This window comes from Porphyromonas miyakawae, from assembly GCF_045865415.1.
Lineage (GTDB): Bacteria > Bacteroidota > Bacteroidia > Bacteroidales > Porphyromonadaceae > Porphyromonas > Porphyromonas miyakawae.
Map to the genome: position 1 here is coordinate 341,419 of NZ_BAAFSF010000001.1, position 15,786 is coordinate 357,204.

The window sequence follows — 15,786 nt, forward strand, 5'->3', positions numbered from 1 at the left end:
TGCGTTATCCTCTGTAGTAGATACGCTGAATGCGCATAGCCATGTGCGACAATATCTCGTAGGGAATAGTGCCGATTGAATCGGCTAATTCTTGCAAATCCGGTGCTTCACCTCCAAAGAGCGTAACCCTGTCCCCCGGCTGTGCATCGCTTCCGGTGAGGTCTATCATACACGTATCCATACATATATTGCCGATGGTGGGGTAGAGCTTGCCTCGTATGGCCACTTTCCCGACTCCACAGCCGAAACGTCTATCGTAGCCATCCGCATAACCAATGGGAATAATCCCTATTTTGCCTCCCTTTGGCAATAAGCCATGCCTTCCATATCCCACAGTGCTGCCCGGTGGCATATCGGATATCTGTAGCAGCGTAGTACGGAGAGTTACCACGGGGGTAAGTTTCTCTTCCGGTGTAGGCGACACGCCGTAGAGACCTATCCCTAAGCGTACCATATCAAACGCATATTGGGGGAAACGCATAATGCCTGCTGTATTGAGGATGTGCTTGATGGGCTTATACCCTAAGACAGCTACCATCTTGTCGTATGCCTCAGAAAAAACCTTGATCTGACTCATCGTATACTCATCGTTCTGCGGCTCATCGGCAGCAGCCAAGTGAGAGAAAATACTTCGTACCGAAAGCACACTCTGACGGCTTATCCGCTCTGCTACGGCAAAAGCCTCTTGGGGAGAAAAGCCCAAACGGTGCATACCGCTATCAATCTCCAGGTGAATGGGAAAATGGTCGAAGCCCTGCTTGTCAATTTTGTAATACAATTCCTCAAACTGACTCATTGAGAAGACCACCGGATCAAGATTATAGTCAATCAGTGTGGAAAAAGCATTTACCTCCGGATCCATCACTACAATAGGCGTGAGGATCCCCTTCTTTCGAAGCTCTTTGCCCTCGTCTGCCACTGCCACTGCCAGAGCATCAATGTGGTGCTCTTCCAGCATTTTAGCAGTTTCGTAGGCACCGGTACCATAGGCATTGGCTTTGACCATCGCCATCACCTTTACCCCTTGCGGGATATGTCGGCGAATGCTTTTTACATTCTCTGCCATTGCCTCCAGGTTTATCTCCATTACCGTTTCGTTAATCTTTTGAGCCAACCGCTCCACAATAGTCTCAAACCGATAATTTCGCGCCCCTTTTACCAATATTACACTATTAGCTAACTTTCCCGGCAGGGAGGAGCGAAGGAAGCTTTCTGTATCCGTATAGAAGTACCCCTCGATCTCTTTGAAACTTTCTTGATAGGCACAGAGCTCCCGCCCGATACCTATAATCATGTCACATTCGTAGCGCTTGACCATATCGGCCACCATACGGTATAGGTTACGTGTGAGGAAGGCACTTTGCAGTATATCGGAGAGGATTAATACACGACGCTTGCCGGCATGTAAGGCGCGTCGCTGCATAAAGTCTAATGCGATAGCAAGTGAATTGATATCATTGTTGTAGGCGTCGTTGATAATTAGATTATCTTCACCGCCCTCTTTCACCTCAAGGCGCATCTCCACAGGCTCCAGCTCTGCTAAGTGTGGTGCTGCACACTTTGGTAAGTCGGGTGATAGTACCCACAGCAACAGAAAGGCATGCATGGCATTCTCCAAGGAGGCTTTATCGGTAAAGGGTAGTTGCAGCTTATACGCTTTACCATCTAAGATGCACTCAATGTGGGTAAGCGCGGTCTCTCGCTCCATCTCTTTCACGAAAAGCGGTGCTTCGGGATTTTTGGTACTCCACCCCACAGCACGCTCAAAGAGTCCGTTACGTCGAAGTCCCTCCTCTATTTCTGCATCATCAGCACGGTACACAATTCGCTCGCTATCCTTAAAGAGTCGAAGCTTCTCATCCAACTTCTCTACGGTATCGATAAAATTCTCCTGATGTGCTTGCCCTATGTTGGTGATAATCCCATATGTGGGGCGAATGATTCGCTGCAAACGCTCCATTTCTCCGGGCTGCGAAATACCTGCTTCTATGATAGCTACCTCATCGGTCGCATCTATTTTAAAGAGGGACAAAGGCACCCCCAGTTGCGAATTGAAGCTACGCGGAGAGCGCACAACTTTTTTTTCATACGAAAGCAACTGATAGAGAAATTCCTTGACGGTCGTCTTGCCATTGCTCCCCGTTATGCCCACTACCGGCATAGTGAAGTTGCGCCTCCACGCACCGGACAAACGCTGCAAGGCCTCCAGAGGATCCCGCACATAGAGCACATTACTATCAGCCAGCACACTATCGTCCAGTACGGCATCCCTTGCCACTACAAAGCTACGCACATCATGCTCATGGAGTACATTGATGTAGCGATGTCCATCGCCTGTCATGGTTCGAAGGGCAAAAAATATGGTGGTCGTGGCATCGGTAAGCGAACGACTATCGGTCAGCACATGCTCTATCTGTTGCTGCGCTTGGTGAAGCGACACTTCTACCGGATGCACACATGCGGCTATTTCCTCTATGCGATAATTCATTTTGCTTTGGTCTCTTTGTATTTGTATCTCCAACAGGACAAAATTACTGCTTTCTTGAGACCTTTGCATAATACTTACTGGGGATATTACAATCGGCATCCCGGCTCTACTAAGTATGTAGTAAGTCTCTTACTGCGAAGCCTCCATTGGGTTACCAATATACGAATAAGAAGTTGCTTAAACAATATAACACACTGAAGTCTCGTTAATATGAGTAGATTAGAAAGGCGAGACATATGGCTCCTATTAAGATATCTATCATCACTGTCTGCTACAATGCTGCGCAGGTGATTGCTCCGACGCTTCAGAGTGTCGCCAATCAGCATTATCCCCACATCGAGTATCTCATCATAGATGGAGCTTCGCAAGATAATACTCGGGAAATAGTGGCGCAAATGGTCCCCCAAGCTCAATTTATTTCAGAGCCGGATAAAGGAATCTACGATGCTATGAACAAAGGAATCTGCCGTGCCACCGGTGACTTTATCTGGTTCTTGAATGCCGGCGACACGCTTCGTTGTGACGATACAGTTTGTCGTGTGGTGAAGGCAATTGAGGCACAGGCCATACAACCGGAATTTGTATACGGCGATACCATGATCGTGGATGAAGCGGGACACGATCTTCATCTCCGTCGCCTCCGTCCTCCCAAGCAACTTAACGCCAATAGTTTCCTGGATGGTATGCTCATCTGCCATCAATCCATGCTGGTAGCACGCAGCATAGTGCTGCCCTACAACCTTTGCTACCGTCTGTCCTCTGACTATGACTGGGCCATTCGTATGATTGCGCGAAGCAAGGAAAACCTTTTCATTCCGGAGGTGTTGAGCAACTTTCAAACCGGTGGAGCAAGTACACGCTATAAGCTTCGCAGTCTGCGCGAGCGCTTCGCAATCATGCGTCGCCATTATGGTACAATGCGCACAATAGGCGCACACATCCGCTTCCTCTTCACGCCGGTACGATAAAAAAGAATTTTAAGGGGACCCAAAAAGATCTGTATCTTTCGCTCAAAACATCAGAATCTTTCAAACGAAACATCAGAACCTTTCATTTGAAACATCTATATATTTTGAAACGCTCTGCAAATAGGGTGTCGGCATTTTAAAAAGCAAACATCCAAAAAGGAGAGGTGGGGGCAGTCAGCCCTAAAACATATTGGGTTACTGTCATTCTGTCCCTAATAGGCATTTTGTAGCATAGAATCGCCTAATGATACTACTTGGCACATATATTGCATGTAAATAGTCGGTACGTATCGCCGGTAGCAGTGATGAAAAATAAGCAGGCGATCGAAGCCTTGAGTAAGAAATATAGGACATATAAAATATAGAGATAAACATTATGACAATTAAACCATTAGCAGACCGTGTACTGATTAGGCCGGACAAGGCAGAAGAGAAGAGTGCCGGGGGTATTATTATCCCTGATAGTGCAAAAGAAAAGCCCCTGAAGGGTAAAGTAATTGCAGCCGGTAAGGGCACTAAAGATGAGGCTATGGAGCTGAAGGAAGGCGATACAGTCCTTTATGGTAAATATGCCGGTACAGAGGTTGAGATCGACGGAGAGCACCTGATGATTATGCGTCAGAGTGATGTTTTAGCCGTTTTAGGATAAACTATTATAAGCTGAAAATTAGATTGACAAGAACGAAATAAAGCTATGGCAAAAGAAATAAAATTCGATATTGAAGCACGCGATCTTCTCAAGCATGGGGTTGATCAGTTGGCTAATGCAGTAAAAGTAACTCTCGGCCCTAAGGGACGCAACGTAATATTAAGTAAAACTTATGGCGCACCGCAGATCACGAAAGATGGTGTTACGGTAGCAAAGAATATAGAGTTGGAGTGCCCCTTTGAGAATATGGGTGCACAGCTCGTAAAGGAGGTTGCCTCCAAGACAAATGAGGATGCAGGTGATGGTACGACTACAGCAACCGTGCTGGCACAGAGTATTATCAATGTAGGGTTGAAGAATGTAACGGCCGGTGCCAATCCGATGGAGCTGAAGCGTGGTATTGATAAGGCTGTTTCTGTAATAGTAAAAGATATTGCTTCTCAGAGTCAGGCTGTAGGTAACGATTTGAAGCGCATAGAGCACGTGGCTAAGATATCTGCCAATGGGGACGAAGAAATCGGTTCTCTCATTGCAGAGGCTATGGGCAAGGTGAATAAGGAAGGTGTGATCACAGTTGAAGAGGCTAAGGGTACCTCAACCGAAGTTCAGGTGGTTGAAGGGATGCAGTTTGACCGCGGTTATATCTCTCCCTACTTCGTGACCGATACAGAGAAGATGCAGTGCGAGATGGAAAATCCCTATATCCTGCTTTATGATAAGAAGATCTCTGTGATTAAAGATTTCCTGCCCTTACTTGAAAAGAGTCTGCAGACAGGTCGTCCTCTTCTCATTATTGCAGAAGATATAGATAGCGAGGCTTTGGCTACATTAGTAGTAAACCGCTTGCGCGGTGGTCTGAAGGTGTGCGCTGTAAAGGCTCCGGGCTTTGGCGATCGCCGTAAGGAAATGCTGCGCGATATAGCTGTATTAACCGGTGCAACCGTGATCAGCGAGGAAACAGGGCTTACCTTGGAAATGGCTACCATCGATATGCTGGGACGTGCCGAAAAGGTTACTGTAGACAAGGATAATACAACTATTGTAAATGGTCTTGGTAATAAGGAAGACATCGCAAGTCGTGTAGCTCAGATCAAGGGTCAAATCGAAAATACAACGAGTGATTACGATCGTGAGAAACTGCAAGAGCGTCTTGCTAAGTTGGCAGGCGGTGTAGCCGTCCTCTATGTAGGAGCTGCCAGCGAGGTAGAGATGAAGGAAAAGAAAGACCGTGTAGACGATGCACTGAGTGCAACGCGTGCGGCTATTGAAGAGGGTACCGTGCCCGGTGGTGGTATTGCTTACATCCGTGCTGCAAAGGCTTTGGAAGGACTAAAGGGAGATACGGACGACGAAACAACCGGTATCGAAATCGTTAAGCGTGCTATTGAGGAGCCGCTTCGCCAGATCGTAGCTAATGCAGGCAAGGAAGGTGCCGTAGTGGTACAGAAGGTAAGAGAGTCGGATGGTGATTACGGATACAATGCGCGTACCGATAAGTTTGAGCATTTGAGTGAGTCCGGTGTGATCGATCCTGCTAAGGTATCACGTGTGGCATTAGAGAATGCTGCTTCTATCGCCGGTATGTTCCTCACAACTATGTGTGTGGTAGCGGATAAGAAGGACGATAAGGCAGATGCCGCTTCAGCAGCTGCAGCCGCAGCCGCTATGGGCGGAGGTATGGGTGGCATGATGTAAAAGCCGCACTCATAACAGATTAATTGATACGTACAGAGTCTCTTAGGCAATGCAGCCTGAGAGACTCTGTCATTTTATAGGTAACGAAAGAATACCGTTCTACCTAATAAAAAAGGTAGCCTTGAATACTCAAAGCTACCTTCGTAAACTGCAATTATGACTTTTGGCGCTCCCTCTTGGGCTTGAACCAAGGACCCCCTGATTAACAGTCAGATGCTCTAACCAACTGAGCTAAGGAAGCATTTCCAACGACAAAGGTACAACAAAAATGCAACTTTGCAATACCTTAACCTATTTCAGACAAAATATTTTTCTCTTTCTCCTCTATTCGCTCCTTCTTATCCTCCTTTAAGGTTACTTATTGCACCAAATAATCTTAAGAAAAAAGATCAAAACAAAAGCAACGAAGTAACTATGCAGCTGCATGAATTACCTCGTCGCCTCTTATATGAGATTATCAGCGTCTATTTACTCCTCTAATATGCGTTGCTTAGCAGCTGCATATTGCTCTTCAAGCTCTTTGAAGATGGTAGCGACGCTCTTTATCTCGGATACCATTGCATGCACTTGACCGATTTCTATCTCACCCTCGTCAATATCACCTTCAAATATGCCTTTTTTGGCGCGAGCCCGTCCAAGTAGTTGCTGTAACTCCTCTTTGTCGGCACCATGCGTCTCTAATTCGATAACACGTTGGGTGAATTCACTCTGTAGAAGTAAACGTGTGGGAACGAGCTTTTTCAGTACTAAACGTGTATCGCCTTCGCCCCCTTCAATGCAGACCCGCTTGAAGTTTTCGTGTGCGCTGCTTTCTTCACTCAAAGCAAATAAGGTACCGATCTGTACCCCTTCAGCACCTAAAGCTTTTGCAGCAAGTATAGAGCTTCCACGGGCAATTCCGCCTGCCGCCACTACCGGTACGGAGACAGCCGCTGCTACAGACGGAATTAGAGCCATTGTAGTGGTCTCTTCCCTGCCATTGTGCCCTCCAGCTTCAAAGCCTTCTGCAATGACAGCGTCTACTCCTTCCTCCTCTGCTTTGCAGGCGAATAAAGTACTACTTACTACATGTAAAACTTTACACCCGGCTTCCTTAAGGCGTCGTGTGTAGGTCCTCGGTGAGCCTGCTGCTGTAACCACTACCGGTACTTGCTCGGTGCAGATTATATTTATTATTTCCTCTATATCCGGGTACAAGAGGGGAATATTTACCCCGAAAGGCTTATCCCCGAGTGCCGTGCGGCACTTTGCGATATGCTCGCGCAGTACCTGAGGATACATAGAGCCGGCTCCGAGTAGGCCTAACCCTCCCTCTTCGCTCACGGCTGAAGCAAGGCGCCAGCCACTGCACCATACCATTCCCCCGGAAATAATAGGCTTCTCAATATTGAGAAGCCTAGTAAGTCTGGTTGAACCAAATGAATTTGTGTGACTCACAGTGTGAAAGCGTGCTTATTTAATGCCCAACTGAGCCTTGATCTTCGGTGTGATGTCAATAGCCCCTTTGCCTACATAAAGCATTAATGTGCTATCCACTACATATGTGATACCTTCTGCTTCACTTACCTTCTTGATTGCCTCGGAAACTTTCTGCTGAATAGGCGCAAAGAGAGCTTCTTGCTGCTTCTGTATATCTTGTTGCATTACGTTAGCAGATTGTTGAATGCGATTTTGCATGTCAATTAGCTCCTGCTGACGACTTTTTTTGATTGCATCAGAGAGTCCGGCTTGCTCATTGACGAATTGCTCGGTCTTCTTGGTGTATTCGTCTTGCATGGTCTGTAGCTCCTTGGTATACTTTTGGTCAAGCTCTTGAAGACGCGTTTGAGCATCTTTACTCTCTTGCATGCTAGTCAAGATTTCTTGAGAATTGACAAGGGCAACCTTCTGTTGCGCAAATACCATCAAAGGACAAAGTGCCAAAAGTAGGCTGATAAAAACTTTCTTCATGATTTGTGTTCGTTATTAGGGAATTAATTATTTCTAATGTTATTAGTGTGCGTATCCTAACTTCTTGAGTACGGAGTCGCTAATGTCAATACCGGGGTTTGCATAGATAATGCCACTTGTGGCACGGTCTAATACTAAGTAGAAATTGTTGTTTTTAGCAATCTCCTTGATGGCATTCCAGATCTCATCTTGGATAGGCTTCATCAATTCATTACGCTTCTTATAAAGTTCGCCCTCAGGGCCAAAGTACTTAGTCTGAAGCTCGGTGGCTTCTTGCTCCTTCTTTACAATAGCATCTTCACGCTCTTTCTTTTGTGCTGCACTAAGGTAAACGAGGTCACTTTGGTACTTCTTGTACATAGTTTCTGCATCGAACTGTAGCTTTTTGACCTCTTCACCCCATTTCTTGGAGACGGCATCCAACTGCTCATTCATCATTTCATAGTCAGGTATATTCTTGAGGATATACTCCATGTCGACGAGTGCATATTTCTGTGCTACGGCAAAGAGAGATGCCGCCAACATCATCATAATGGTGATAAGTCCTTTTCTCATTGTCTTATACGTTTTTAGGTTACTCCTCTTACAAAGATACTAATTCAGCAGAATTGGTAATCTAAACTTAGAACTCTTGCCCTAAGATAAAGTGTACATTACTACCGCCTCGCACGGAAGACCCGTCCGGCTTGTCAAATCCGTATCCCCAGTCAACCCCGATTAGTCCCACCATGGGTAGCGTGACACGCACTCCGACACCAGCTGAACGCTTGAGGGAGAAAGGATTGAAGTCGGCTATCTCACTCCAGGCATTACCAGCTTCAAGGAATGCTAGGGCCCATATATTAGTTTGTCCTTTGAAGAGAATCGGTACTCTCAGTTCGGCAGAGAGACGTAAGAAAGCGTAAGCATAGTCGTAGTTATTACCGGCAATAGACCCATTGCTATATCCGCGTAACCCAATAGCCTCATTCATGTAGCTGCCCACGCCGCTCATACCATCACCGCCCATATAGTATGTGCCAAATGGCGAAAGCTTATACTTAGTATAGCTGCCAATAAAGCCCATATCAAAGCGAGTCATTAGGACCGGTGTATATTGGACAACAGCCGGATTGAGTAGTGGGGCAAATACTTTTCCACTGAAGCGCCACTTGTGGTATTCAATGAAGCGGAACCGCTCTTTAGAGGATAGACGGGGATCGCTGTAGTCCTTTTTGTCAAATAGAGAATAGGGCGGAGTAGCAGTAACCGAAAGAGAAAAATCACTTCCTCGACGCGTAAAGACGGGATTATCGATAGAGGTCCGTGAAAAACGTAGCTGGAAGCTAATATCATTGGCATTACCATTGTGGAATCCTCTGAAGGTATCGTAAATCCAATCATTTAGCATATAGAGATTATAGTTGGCGGACAGGTACAGCTGGAACCAATTGTCCGGTTTATTCAGTCGTTTCCCGAAACCGATTGAGGCTCCCAATATTTGCAAAGACTGGTTAGGATTATAGGCATTCTCCATAAGAGAGTTATTCCCATAGCCTCCATAACCGCCATAATCTCCGTATCCACCGTAGCCATAGCCTCCATATCCGTAGCCATAACCTCCATATCCATATCCGTATCTTCCTAAGCTTCCAATTTGGTTATTGTAGTAGCGTGTATCCAAAGCGGTTTGCCGAGAGTAGAAAAAGCTGGTACTAAAATAATTTGGCTTCTTACCACCGAACCAAGGATCAATGAAAGAAATACCATATTGTTGGTAGTATCGCCCATTGGTCATCGCATCTATGGAAAGTGTTTGTGCGTCTCCCTGTGGTATGATGCCTTTGTACATCTTAGGATGGAAGAGGTTGTAGATGGAGAAGTTAGTAAACTTCAACCCTACACGAAGAATAAGTCCCGCTTGGCTCCACCCTAAGGAGATTTCAAACTTATCACTACGCTTAGGCTCAAGATTATATTCAATATCTACGGTACCATCTTGAGGGTTAGGAATAGGCGTCGGGTAGGAACGCTCCGGGTCGAATTGATCAAGTTGATTGAGCGCCATGTAGGAGTTGAGCAAATCATCTTTACTAAAGAGCTTGCCCGGCTTAGTGAAGAGCTCGCGGCGCACTACATTATCATACAATATATCATTTCCTTTGATGATAACCTTATTGATAGTGGCTTGAGGCCCTTCCATTACACGAAGGTCTAAACTTACTGAGTCGCCCTTGATAGCTGTTTCAATGGGATCAATATGGGCAAATATATAACCGTTGTTGTAGTAAATGTTGGCTACAGCGTCCTCATCGGTAGTAAGGCGTCCATCCAAACGCTTCTGGTTGTAAGTATCGCCCGGCTTTATCCCGAGTACAGCGGAAAGGTATTCGGATGGGTACTTGGTATTGCCCACAAATCGAAGGGAGGATATGTAGTACTTCTTCCCTTCGTTGATACTGATCTCTATTTTGATGCGTTTCTCATTCTTTTCATCTCGGTAGATGGTATCGGATACAATCTCGGCATCTCTGTAGCCGGCTTCATGATAGCGACTGATGATGTTGTTAAGGTCTTCGCGGTATTCTTTTTCAATGAACTTCTTTGAGCTGAATATCTCCAATATACTGCTCCATGCACGTCCTTTGCTCAAGCTGAATAGCTCGTTGGTCTTTTTCATTGCCTTGCGAAGTTGCTTGCCGGAGAGTGCTTCATTCCCCTTGAATATGATCTCACTGACCTTTATCTTGCTATTCTTACGAATGTCGACCAATACATTCACATGATTCTTTTGGGATAGATCGTCGGTAGTGATTACGTCAACAGCAACGTCACTGAATCCTTTTTCATTAAAGTACTTAGTTACGAGTTGAATCGTTCGATTCGCTGTATTGGGGGTAATTTGAATACCGGTACGGAGTCCTAAACGCTCTTCAAGTTCCTTCTTTTCACTCTGCTTGATGCCCTTATACTCTACGTTGCTAACCCTTGGACGCTGTAACAAATCTATTTTCAGCCATACCTCTCTCCCCACAACCTTTGAAATACTGATAGTGGCATTCTGAAAGTACCCGCTTCTCATGAAGCGCCTTACCGCATCACTAATAGCTATTCCTGGGATGTCAATCTCGTCTCCCACATTGAGTCCCGATAAACTCAGCAGTATAGTTTCGTCGTAGCCTTCGCCTCCTGTCAACGAAATATCCGCTATTCTATAGTTTTGCGGCACGGCATAGTTGATTTCAACAGAAGGGGTGAGTTGGGTACTATCCGTTTGTGCCTGTACGGGGAGAATGGCCGGCAGTAATAGTATTGCCCACGGAATAAGACGATAAAAAACGCTCATTGGAAAAGTTGTACTCATGGAGTTGTATCAGTGTCAGGAAGCGCTCCATAACGGCGCTCTCTGGAATTAAAGTCTTTTATTGCTGCTTCCAGGTCTGCTTTAGAAAAGTCAGGCCAAAGCGTAGATGTAAAATATAACTCGGTATAGGCCATTTGGTAGAGTAGAAAATTACTTATTCTCTGTTCTCCTCCGGTTCTGATCAGCAGATCCGGATCGGGTATACCGGCAGTTTCTAAAAAGGGCTCAATGGGATTATCGTAAGGGTTTAGTTGCTTGTTGCGGCAAGCCTCTAACCCGTTAACAAAAGCTTTGTTCAGCTCCCATCGGGCTGAATAGCTCAAAGCTACAATAAGCGTAATAGTGTTGCATTCGGCAGTTGATGCTACAGCCTGGAGGAGGTGGGCCTTGTGGTCTGCTCCTAAACGGCTTAGGTCTCCTATAAAACGCAACTTTACGCCTGACTCTACCAATTTGGGGGTGTATTGTGTAATGCTCTCTGCAAAGAGTGCCATCAAAGCATCTACCTCGCCTCGCGGTCGGTTCCAATTCTCTGTACTGAAGGCATAGACGGTAAGATGCCGAACCCCTAAGTCGGCTGCATTGCGGAGTGTATCGTGCAGGGCGCGGACCCCTGCAGCGTGCCCTTCTCCGCGCTCTTTGCCTCTTGCTAAGGCCCAACGGCCATTGCCGTCCATTATGATTGCTATGTGCTGTGGTACATTCATAGGTTATTGCATTGAGCCTTAATGTAACCAAATTCATAGGTGACAGCCACTACAACAGCAATGATTCCATCCCCACCCTTCCACGGAAGTGCGCTGAGACGATAGGGATTGTTTAGGAAGTCGCTTTCTGCAGTGGGCGTATCCAGTCGGTCGGAGAAAAAGTGCATGCCTTGTACTTCCAAAAGAAGGTTCCACCTATTTGCTATCTTGTACTTGAGTCCAAAAGATGCGGCTACGCCCGGCAGAAAGGCAGGGGATCGCTTCGTAAAAGCTATACCGAGTGGAAGCCCTAAGGATAGGAAGGGTACTAATCTTCGGGTAGATAGGAAGTGAAACTTATCGCTGTAGGGATAAAAGTTGTATTCAAATCTGGGTTGAAAGAGTATAGCCGAACTATTGAACGAAATGGCCTGGCCGGATGGAAACTGCTCCGGATGTCGCTTCGTAGAGCCTCGGAGTAGGTAATATCCCAATGTGCCACTGAAAGCCATGGAGAGGTTCATATTATAGCGTCCTACTATTTGCAAGGAAGCTCCGGGAGCGGCAAAGGGAATAGTCGGATTGGCATCTCCCAAATAACCGACAGTACCCAGGGACGCCCCTACGTCGTAGCGGTATTCCTGTGCAGAAAGTGCGGCTGCGGTTACAAAGAGAAGAAGACTCAGGCTAAGGTTGCGCATAGATCTTCGGATAGCCCACCCAAACTTCTTCCTTCCACTCTTTTTGCGGTGTTTGTCCCCCTATGAGCCAGACTCTATGACCCGGTGTGATCATACCTACCATAGCACTGCGGCCGGTGCTTCTGAGATCCCCTTCGGGCATTGCCAAGTCGCGGTTCATAGGAAGCCACGTGATGGCATCTGAGCTTGTAAGTGCTATTTGGTTGACAAAATAGAAGTAACAATCAGCCTCTCTGTCGTATAAGAATAGGGGCTGCGCTGCTAACTTCGGTAGGGAGTGCTCTGCGGACTTCTTCAAGCAGAGCCAATCTAATGCTGTAGTGGTACTCCAAACGCCATCGCACAGATTGCCGTCTTGCGAATAGCCTCCGGCCAACATGAGTAAAGGATAGTTGGCTTGTGTACGATTGAGATGCCCAAAGCCATGAGTAGGGAAAGAGTCCGGCACGGCTTCTCCCTTTCTTATTACAAGTTTGTTGTCTACTACAGAAGCGGCTGCAAAGTAGCTTTTATGCCCATTATCCGCATCTTGTATAATAAGGGCTGCCGTAGGATAAAGATCACCCGGCTTAATAAACCCACCCAAGAGAGTTTGGAATCTCAAATCTTTAGTCTCTATTTGGGAAGCAAGCTCGCCAAATGTACTCCATGAACTTAAGTTTAGCGTAATGGGTGAGCCATCTTTTGTCACATTCTCTCGCAACAATGTGTAGCGGAAGTCTCTATCGGCATCCGGTATGTAGACCATGTCTATAGCGTGGTTTACTTTTTCGGCTTTCTCTTTTACAAATGGGCTATTTCTATGTGGATAAACTACACTGTAGACCTCTGTCGCTCCATTACGATAGAGCAAGTAACGACCGCTTTGTTCCTCGGCTCCATATGTCGAAGAGGGGTAAAAATCAACGCGCTCCACATTTGTCATATGGGGAAAGCCAAAGTGGTCATTCTGCTGCCAGATGTAAGTCTCAGGATCGTACTCATACCTGTTAATCTCCACCTTGTAGCGCTTTGACATAGTTGAGTCGCGATTGGTAATCTGCACCTCAATTCCTTTCTCCCAGCCACTCAGGTCAATAGAGTCTGTCGAGATCGGCTTCCTTACTGCTCCATCTACGAAGATAGTGGTTGTATTCGTTTTGAAGACGGCTATTGTAAGCTTAACGGTATCGAAGGAACTACGATAAGGGAGCGGGATAGCATTATAGATGCGTCCATTACGGTGGTCAATAGAGAAAAAAGTTTGTGCAAGCTCCGGTAGATTCTTGCTTTCCATCTTGAAGCGGGTTATTTGCACCGTGTTTACGTTGCTGTCCACCACCTCCTTTTTATTATTGAGGCAGCCTGAAGCGAGCCAAACGAGTGCCAGCATCGCCGGAAGGGCATTCCATAATAGTCTCTTCATTATAGTGACCGATCATTAAGTTAACTACAAAGATAAGAAAATCCATCAGTCAATCCTTACTTTGTGGAGCTCTCTCTCTATTACAATAGACGATTGAAAGATGTAAATATTGCGAATAATAAAGGAAAAAGAGGGGCGGCAAAGGACAAAAAGGAGCACTCCGCAAAAGAAGTGCTCCTCTAAAACCTTTAAGTAGCCCCTGGGGGAATCGAACCCCCCTTTCAAGGATGAAAACCTTGCGTCCTAACCGATAGACGAAAGGGCCCCTATGAGCGCATAAAACGCCTATTCCTTATGCACGTAATGAATTGACGTGCAGTGCAAGCTTGCTCTTTAGGTTTGCTGCCTTATTCTTGTGGATAATTCCTCGCTTAGCCAGTTTATCCAACATAGAGCTAACGCGTGGAAGAGCTTCAAATGCTTCCTCGTAGTCTGTCGCTGCTCTGAGCTTCTTTATTGCTGTACGTGTTGACTTCCCGTGGTATCTGTTAGCGATACGACGAGTTGAGGTTTGTCTGATTCGTTTTTCTGACGACTTATGATTTGCCATTATAGCTTCTTACTTCTTAATTAGCATAGCTTTCTCTCTCTATCGCCATGCTGTCCTATATAAATGTAACTCTGCTTCAACCAAACAGTTGAGTAGCCCCTGGGGGAATCGAACCCCCCTTTCAAGGATGAAAACCTTGCGTCCTAACCGATAGACGAAAGGGCCTTTATTAAGCCATCCTTAGACGCTCTAAGGACTTCGTGGGTGCAAAGGTACTACTTTATTTCTAATCTACAAAAGGTTATAAGGGTTTTTGTATCGAACCCTCCTTATTGAGGTCTTTGGCTATCTTGTCCAGCAATCCGTTTACAAAGGCTCCACTCTTTACGGTAGAGAACGCTTTGGCTATTTCTACATACTCATTTATGGTAACCGATACCGGTATGTTGGGGAAGGTTAGGAACTCAGCCGTGCCCATCTTTAGCAGAATTTTGTCACAAGTAGTGAGCCGGTCGCTATCCCAATTGACCAAATAACTATCAATAAAGTCGGCTTTATGCTCTCCGTGGTGTAAGGTAGCACGGAGTAGCTCGTAGGGGAATACCTCATCTTCCTTATCCCGATACATAGGCATGAGAATACTATCCAGAGGCTCCTCTTCGCATGAGCGTTTGAGCGTCTTGAGGGCGAAATCCTTCTGTACCTCAACGGGAGCGATAGCAAGTCGTGTCGAATTGTACACATTCTCTTCTTCCTTGAGGGCTTTGACGGTTTGCTCTATTTCGTCTGTGTGAGGCATCTCCTCTACTTCAATTTTCTCCGTATAGTCGTAGCTTCGGTCCCAGTAAATGCTGATGTCCTGCAAAAGGTCGTCTAAATGCGTATTGCGAAATGTGTAGCGTGAAAGCACTGTAACCCAAAATGCAGCATCCTCTTTGTAGGTATGGTACTCCTGAGCGGAGTATTGCTTGTAGATATCGGTTGATAAAATTTCCTCCAGTAAGAGTCGAAGCGTCTCATCATAGCGTCGCCACGACAGATCTTTTTCTCTGAGTGTATCGGCAAGTTGGTCACAATTATCAATCTTTTGGGCAAGTAGATTGCCTGACAATACCATGTTGGGATTTTCATCCTCCTTGCTTCGAATAAGCCGTTTGCGGCATCGCTCCTGCTGCTCTGTGTAGAGGGCTGTTAGAGAGGGTACTAAATCCAATAGAAAAAGGTATAAACTATGTGTGCTTTCCAATGAGAGGCGAAGCTCGCTCTCTGTCTCTCGCACTGTCGTGCCCTCACCAAGGTTGTATGCGTATAGGGCTTGGAATACCCTTATTCGTGCCAATGATCGATTTATCATATTTTCTCCCTTTTCCTATCCATTCGGGGCTACAAAGGTAACCAATTGAAAGAAATA

General features: G+C 46.0%; 13 protein-coding genes and 3 tRNA genes. 3 read left to right on the forward strand and 13 right to left on the reverse strand.

Annotation, left to right across the window (positions count from 1 at the left end):
- Positions 1 to 4 precede the first annotated feature (4 nt).
- Positions 5 to 2,488, reverse strand: coding sequence for a bifunctional UDP-N-acetylmuramoyl-tripeptide:D-alanyl-D-alanine ligase/alanine racemase (locus ACLWMH_RS01285; protein ID WP_411914953.1), 2,484 nt, complete (start codon positions 2,486 to 2,488; stop codon positions 5 to 7).
- Positions 2,489 to 2,724: 236 nt separating this feature from the next.
- On the opposite strand from ACLWMH_RS01285, the gene ACLWMH_RS01290 reads away from it, so the two are divergent.
- The 3 genes from ACLWMH_RS01290 to groL all read left to right on the forward strand — a co-directional run bounded on the left by ACLWMH_RS01290 (position 2,725) and on the right by groL (position 5,800).
- A complete protein-coding gene (locus ACLWMH_RS01290) occupies positions 2,725 to 3,456 on the forward strand; it encodes a glycosyltransferase family 2 protein (RefSeq protein ID WP_411914954.1) in 732 nt (243 codons plus the stop codon).
- Positions 3,457 to 3,832: 376 nt separating this feature from the next.
- Positions 3,833 to 4,105: a co-chaperone GroES gene (locus ACLWMH_RS01295; protein ID WP_411914955.1), complete on the forward strand. Its 273-nt coding sequence runs from the start codon at positions 3,833 to 3,835 to the stop codon at positions 4,103 to 4,105.
- Between the two features lie 45 nt (positions 4,106 to 4,150).
- A complete protein-coding gene (gene groL / locus ACLWMH_RS01300) occupies positions 4,151 to 5,800 on the forward strand; it encodes a chaperonin GroEL (RefSeq protein WP_411914956.1) in 1,650 nt (549 codons plus the stop codon).
- A 164-nt stretch (positions 5,801 to 5,964) separates the two neighbouring features.
- On the opposite strand, the gene ACLWMH_RS01305 is transcribed toward groL, so the two are convergent.
- From ACLWMH_RS01305 to nusB, 12 genes are all read right to left on the reverse strand, one after another.
- Positions 5,965 to 6,041: transfer RNA gene (locus tag ACLWMH_RS01305), tRNA-Asn, on the reverse strand.
- 227 nt (positions 6,042 to 6,268) lie between these two features.
- Entirely contained in the window at positions 6,269 to 7,237 is a 969-nt protein-coding gene (locus ACLWMH_RS01310; protein ID WP_411914957.1) for an NAD(P)H-dependent flavin oxidoreductase, read from the reverse strand.
- Between the two features lie 15 nt (positions 7,238 to 7,252).
- Entirely contained in the window at positions 7,253 to 7,750 is a 498-nt protein-coding gene (locus ACLWMH_RS01315) for an OmpH/Skp family outer membrane protein (RefSeq protein ID WP_411914958.1), read from the reverse strand.
- A 42-nt stretch (positions 7,751 to 7,792) separates the two neighbouring features.
- Positions 7,793 to 8,305, reverse strand: coding sequence for an OmpH/Skp family outer membrane protein (locus tag ACLWMH_RS01320; protein ID WP_411914959.1), 513 nt, complete (start codon positions 8,303 to 8,305; stop codon positions 7,793 to 7,795).
- A gap of 67 nt (positions 8,306 to 8,372) precedes the next feature.
- On the reverse strand, positions 8,373 to 11,093 hold the full coding sequence (locus ACLWMH_RS01325) for a BamA/OMP85 family outer membrane protein (protein ID WP_411914960.1): 2,721 nt from the start codon (positions 11,091 to 11,093) through the stop codon (positions 8,373 to 8,375).
- On the reverse strand, positions 11,090 to 11,800 hold the full coding sequence (gene uppS / locus ACLWMH_RS01330; protein ID WP_411914961.1) for a polyprenyl diphosphate synthase: 711 nt from the start codon (positions 11,798 to 11,800) through the stop codon (positions 11,090 to 11,092). Before uppS ends, ACLWMH_RS01325 begins: the two co-directional genes overlap by 4 nt.
- Positions 11,797 to 12,480 carry an outer membrane beta-barrel protein gene (locus tag ACLWMH_RS01335; protein WP_411914962.1) on the reverse strand — a complete coding sequence of 228 codons (684 nt, stop codon included), beginning with the start codon at positions 12,478 to 12,480 and terminating at the stop codon, positions 11,797 to 11,799. The genes uppS and ACLWMH_RS01335 overlap by 4 nt, the downstream gene beginning before the upstream one ends.
- A complete protein-coding gene (locus ACLWMH_RS01340; protein WP_411914963.1) occupies positions 12,467 to 13,885 on the reverse strand; it encodes a DUF6242 domain-containing protein in 1,419 nt (472 codons plus the stop codon). Before ACLWMH_RS01340 ends, ACLWMH_RS01335 begins: the two co-directional genes overlap by 14 nt.
- A 193-nt stretch (positions 13,886 to 14,078) precedes the next feature.
- Positions 14,079 to 14,150, reverse strand: a tRNA-Glu gene (locus ACLWMH_RS01345).
- A gap of 27 nt (positions 14,151 to 14,177) precedes the next feature.
- Entirely contained in the window at positions 14,178 to 14,435 is a 258-nt protein-coding gene (gene rpsT / locus ACLWMH_RS01350) for a 30S ribosomal protein S20 (RefSeq protein ID WP_411914964.1), read from the reverse strand.
- A 93-nt stretch (positions 14,436 to 14,528) separates the two neighbouring features.
- A tRNA-Glu gene (locus ACLWMH_RS01355) sits at positions 14,529 to 14,600 on the reverse strand.
- A gap of 76 nt (positions 14,601 to 14,676) precedes the next feature.
- A complete protein-coding gene (gene nusB / locus ACLWMH_RS01360) occupies positions 14,677 to 15,729 on the reverse strand; it encodes a transcription antitermination factor NusB (protein ID WP_411914965.1) in 1,053 nt (350 codons plus the stop codon).
- Between the last annotated feature and the right edge of the window lie 57 nt (positions 15,730 to 15,786).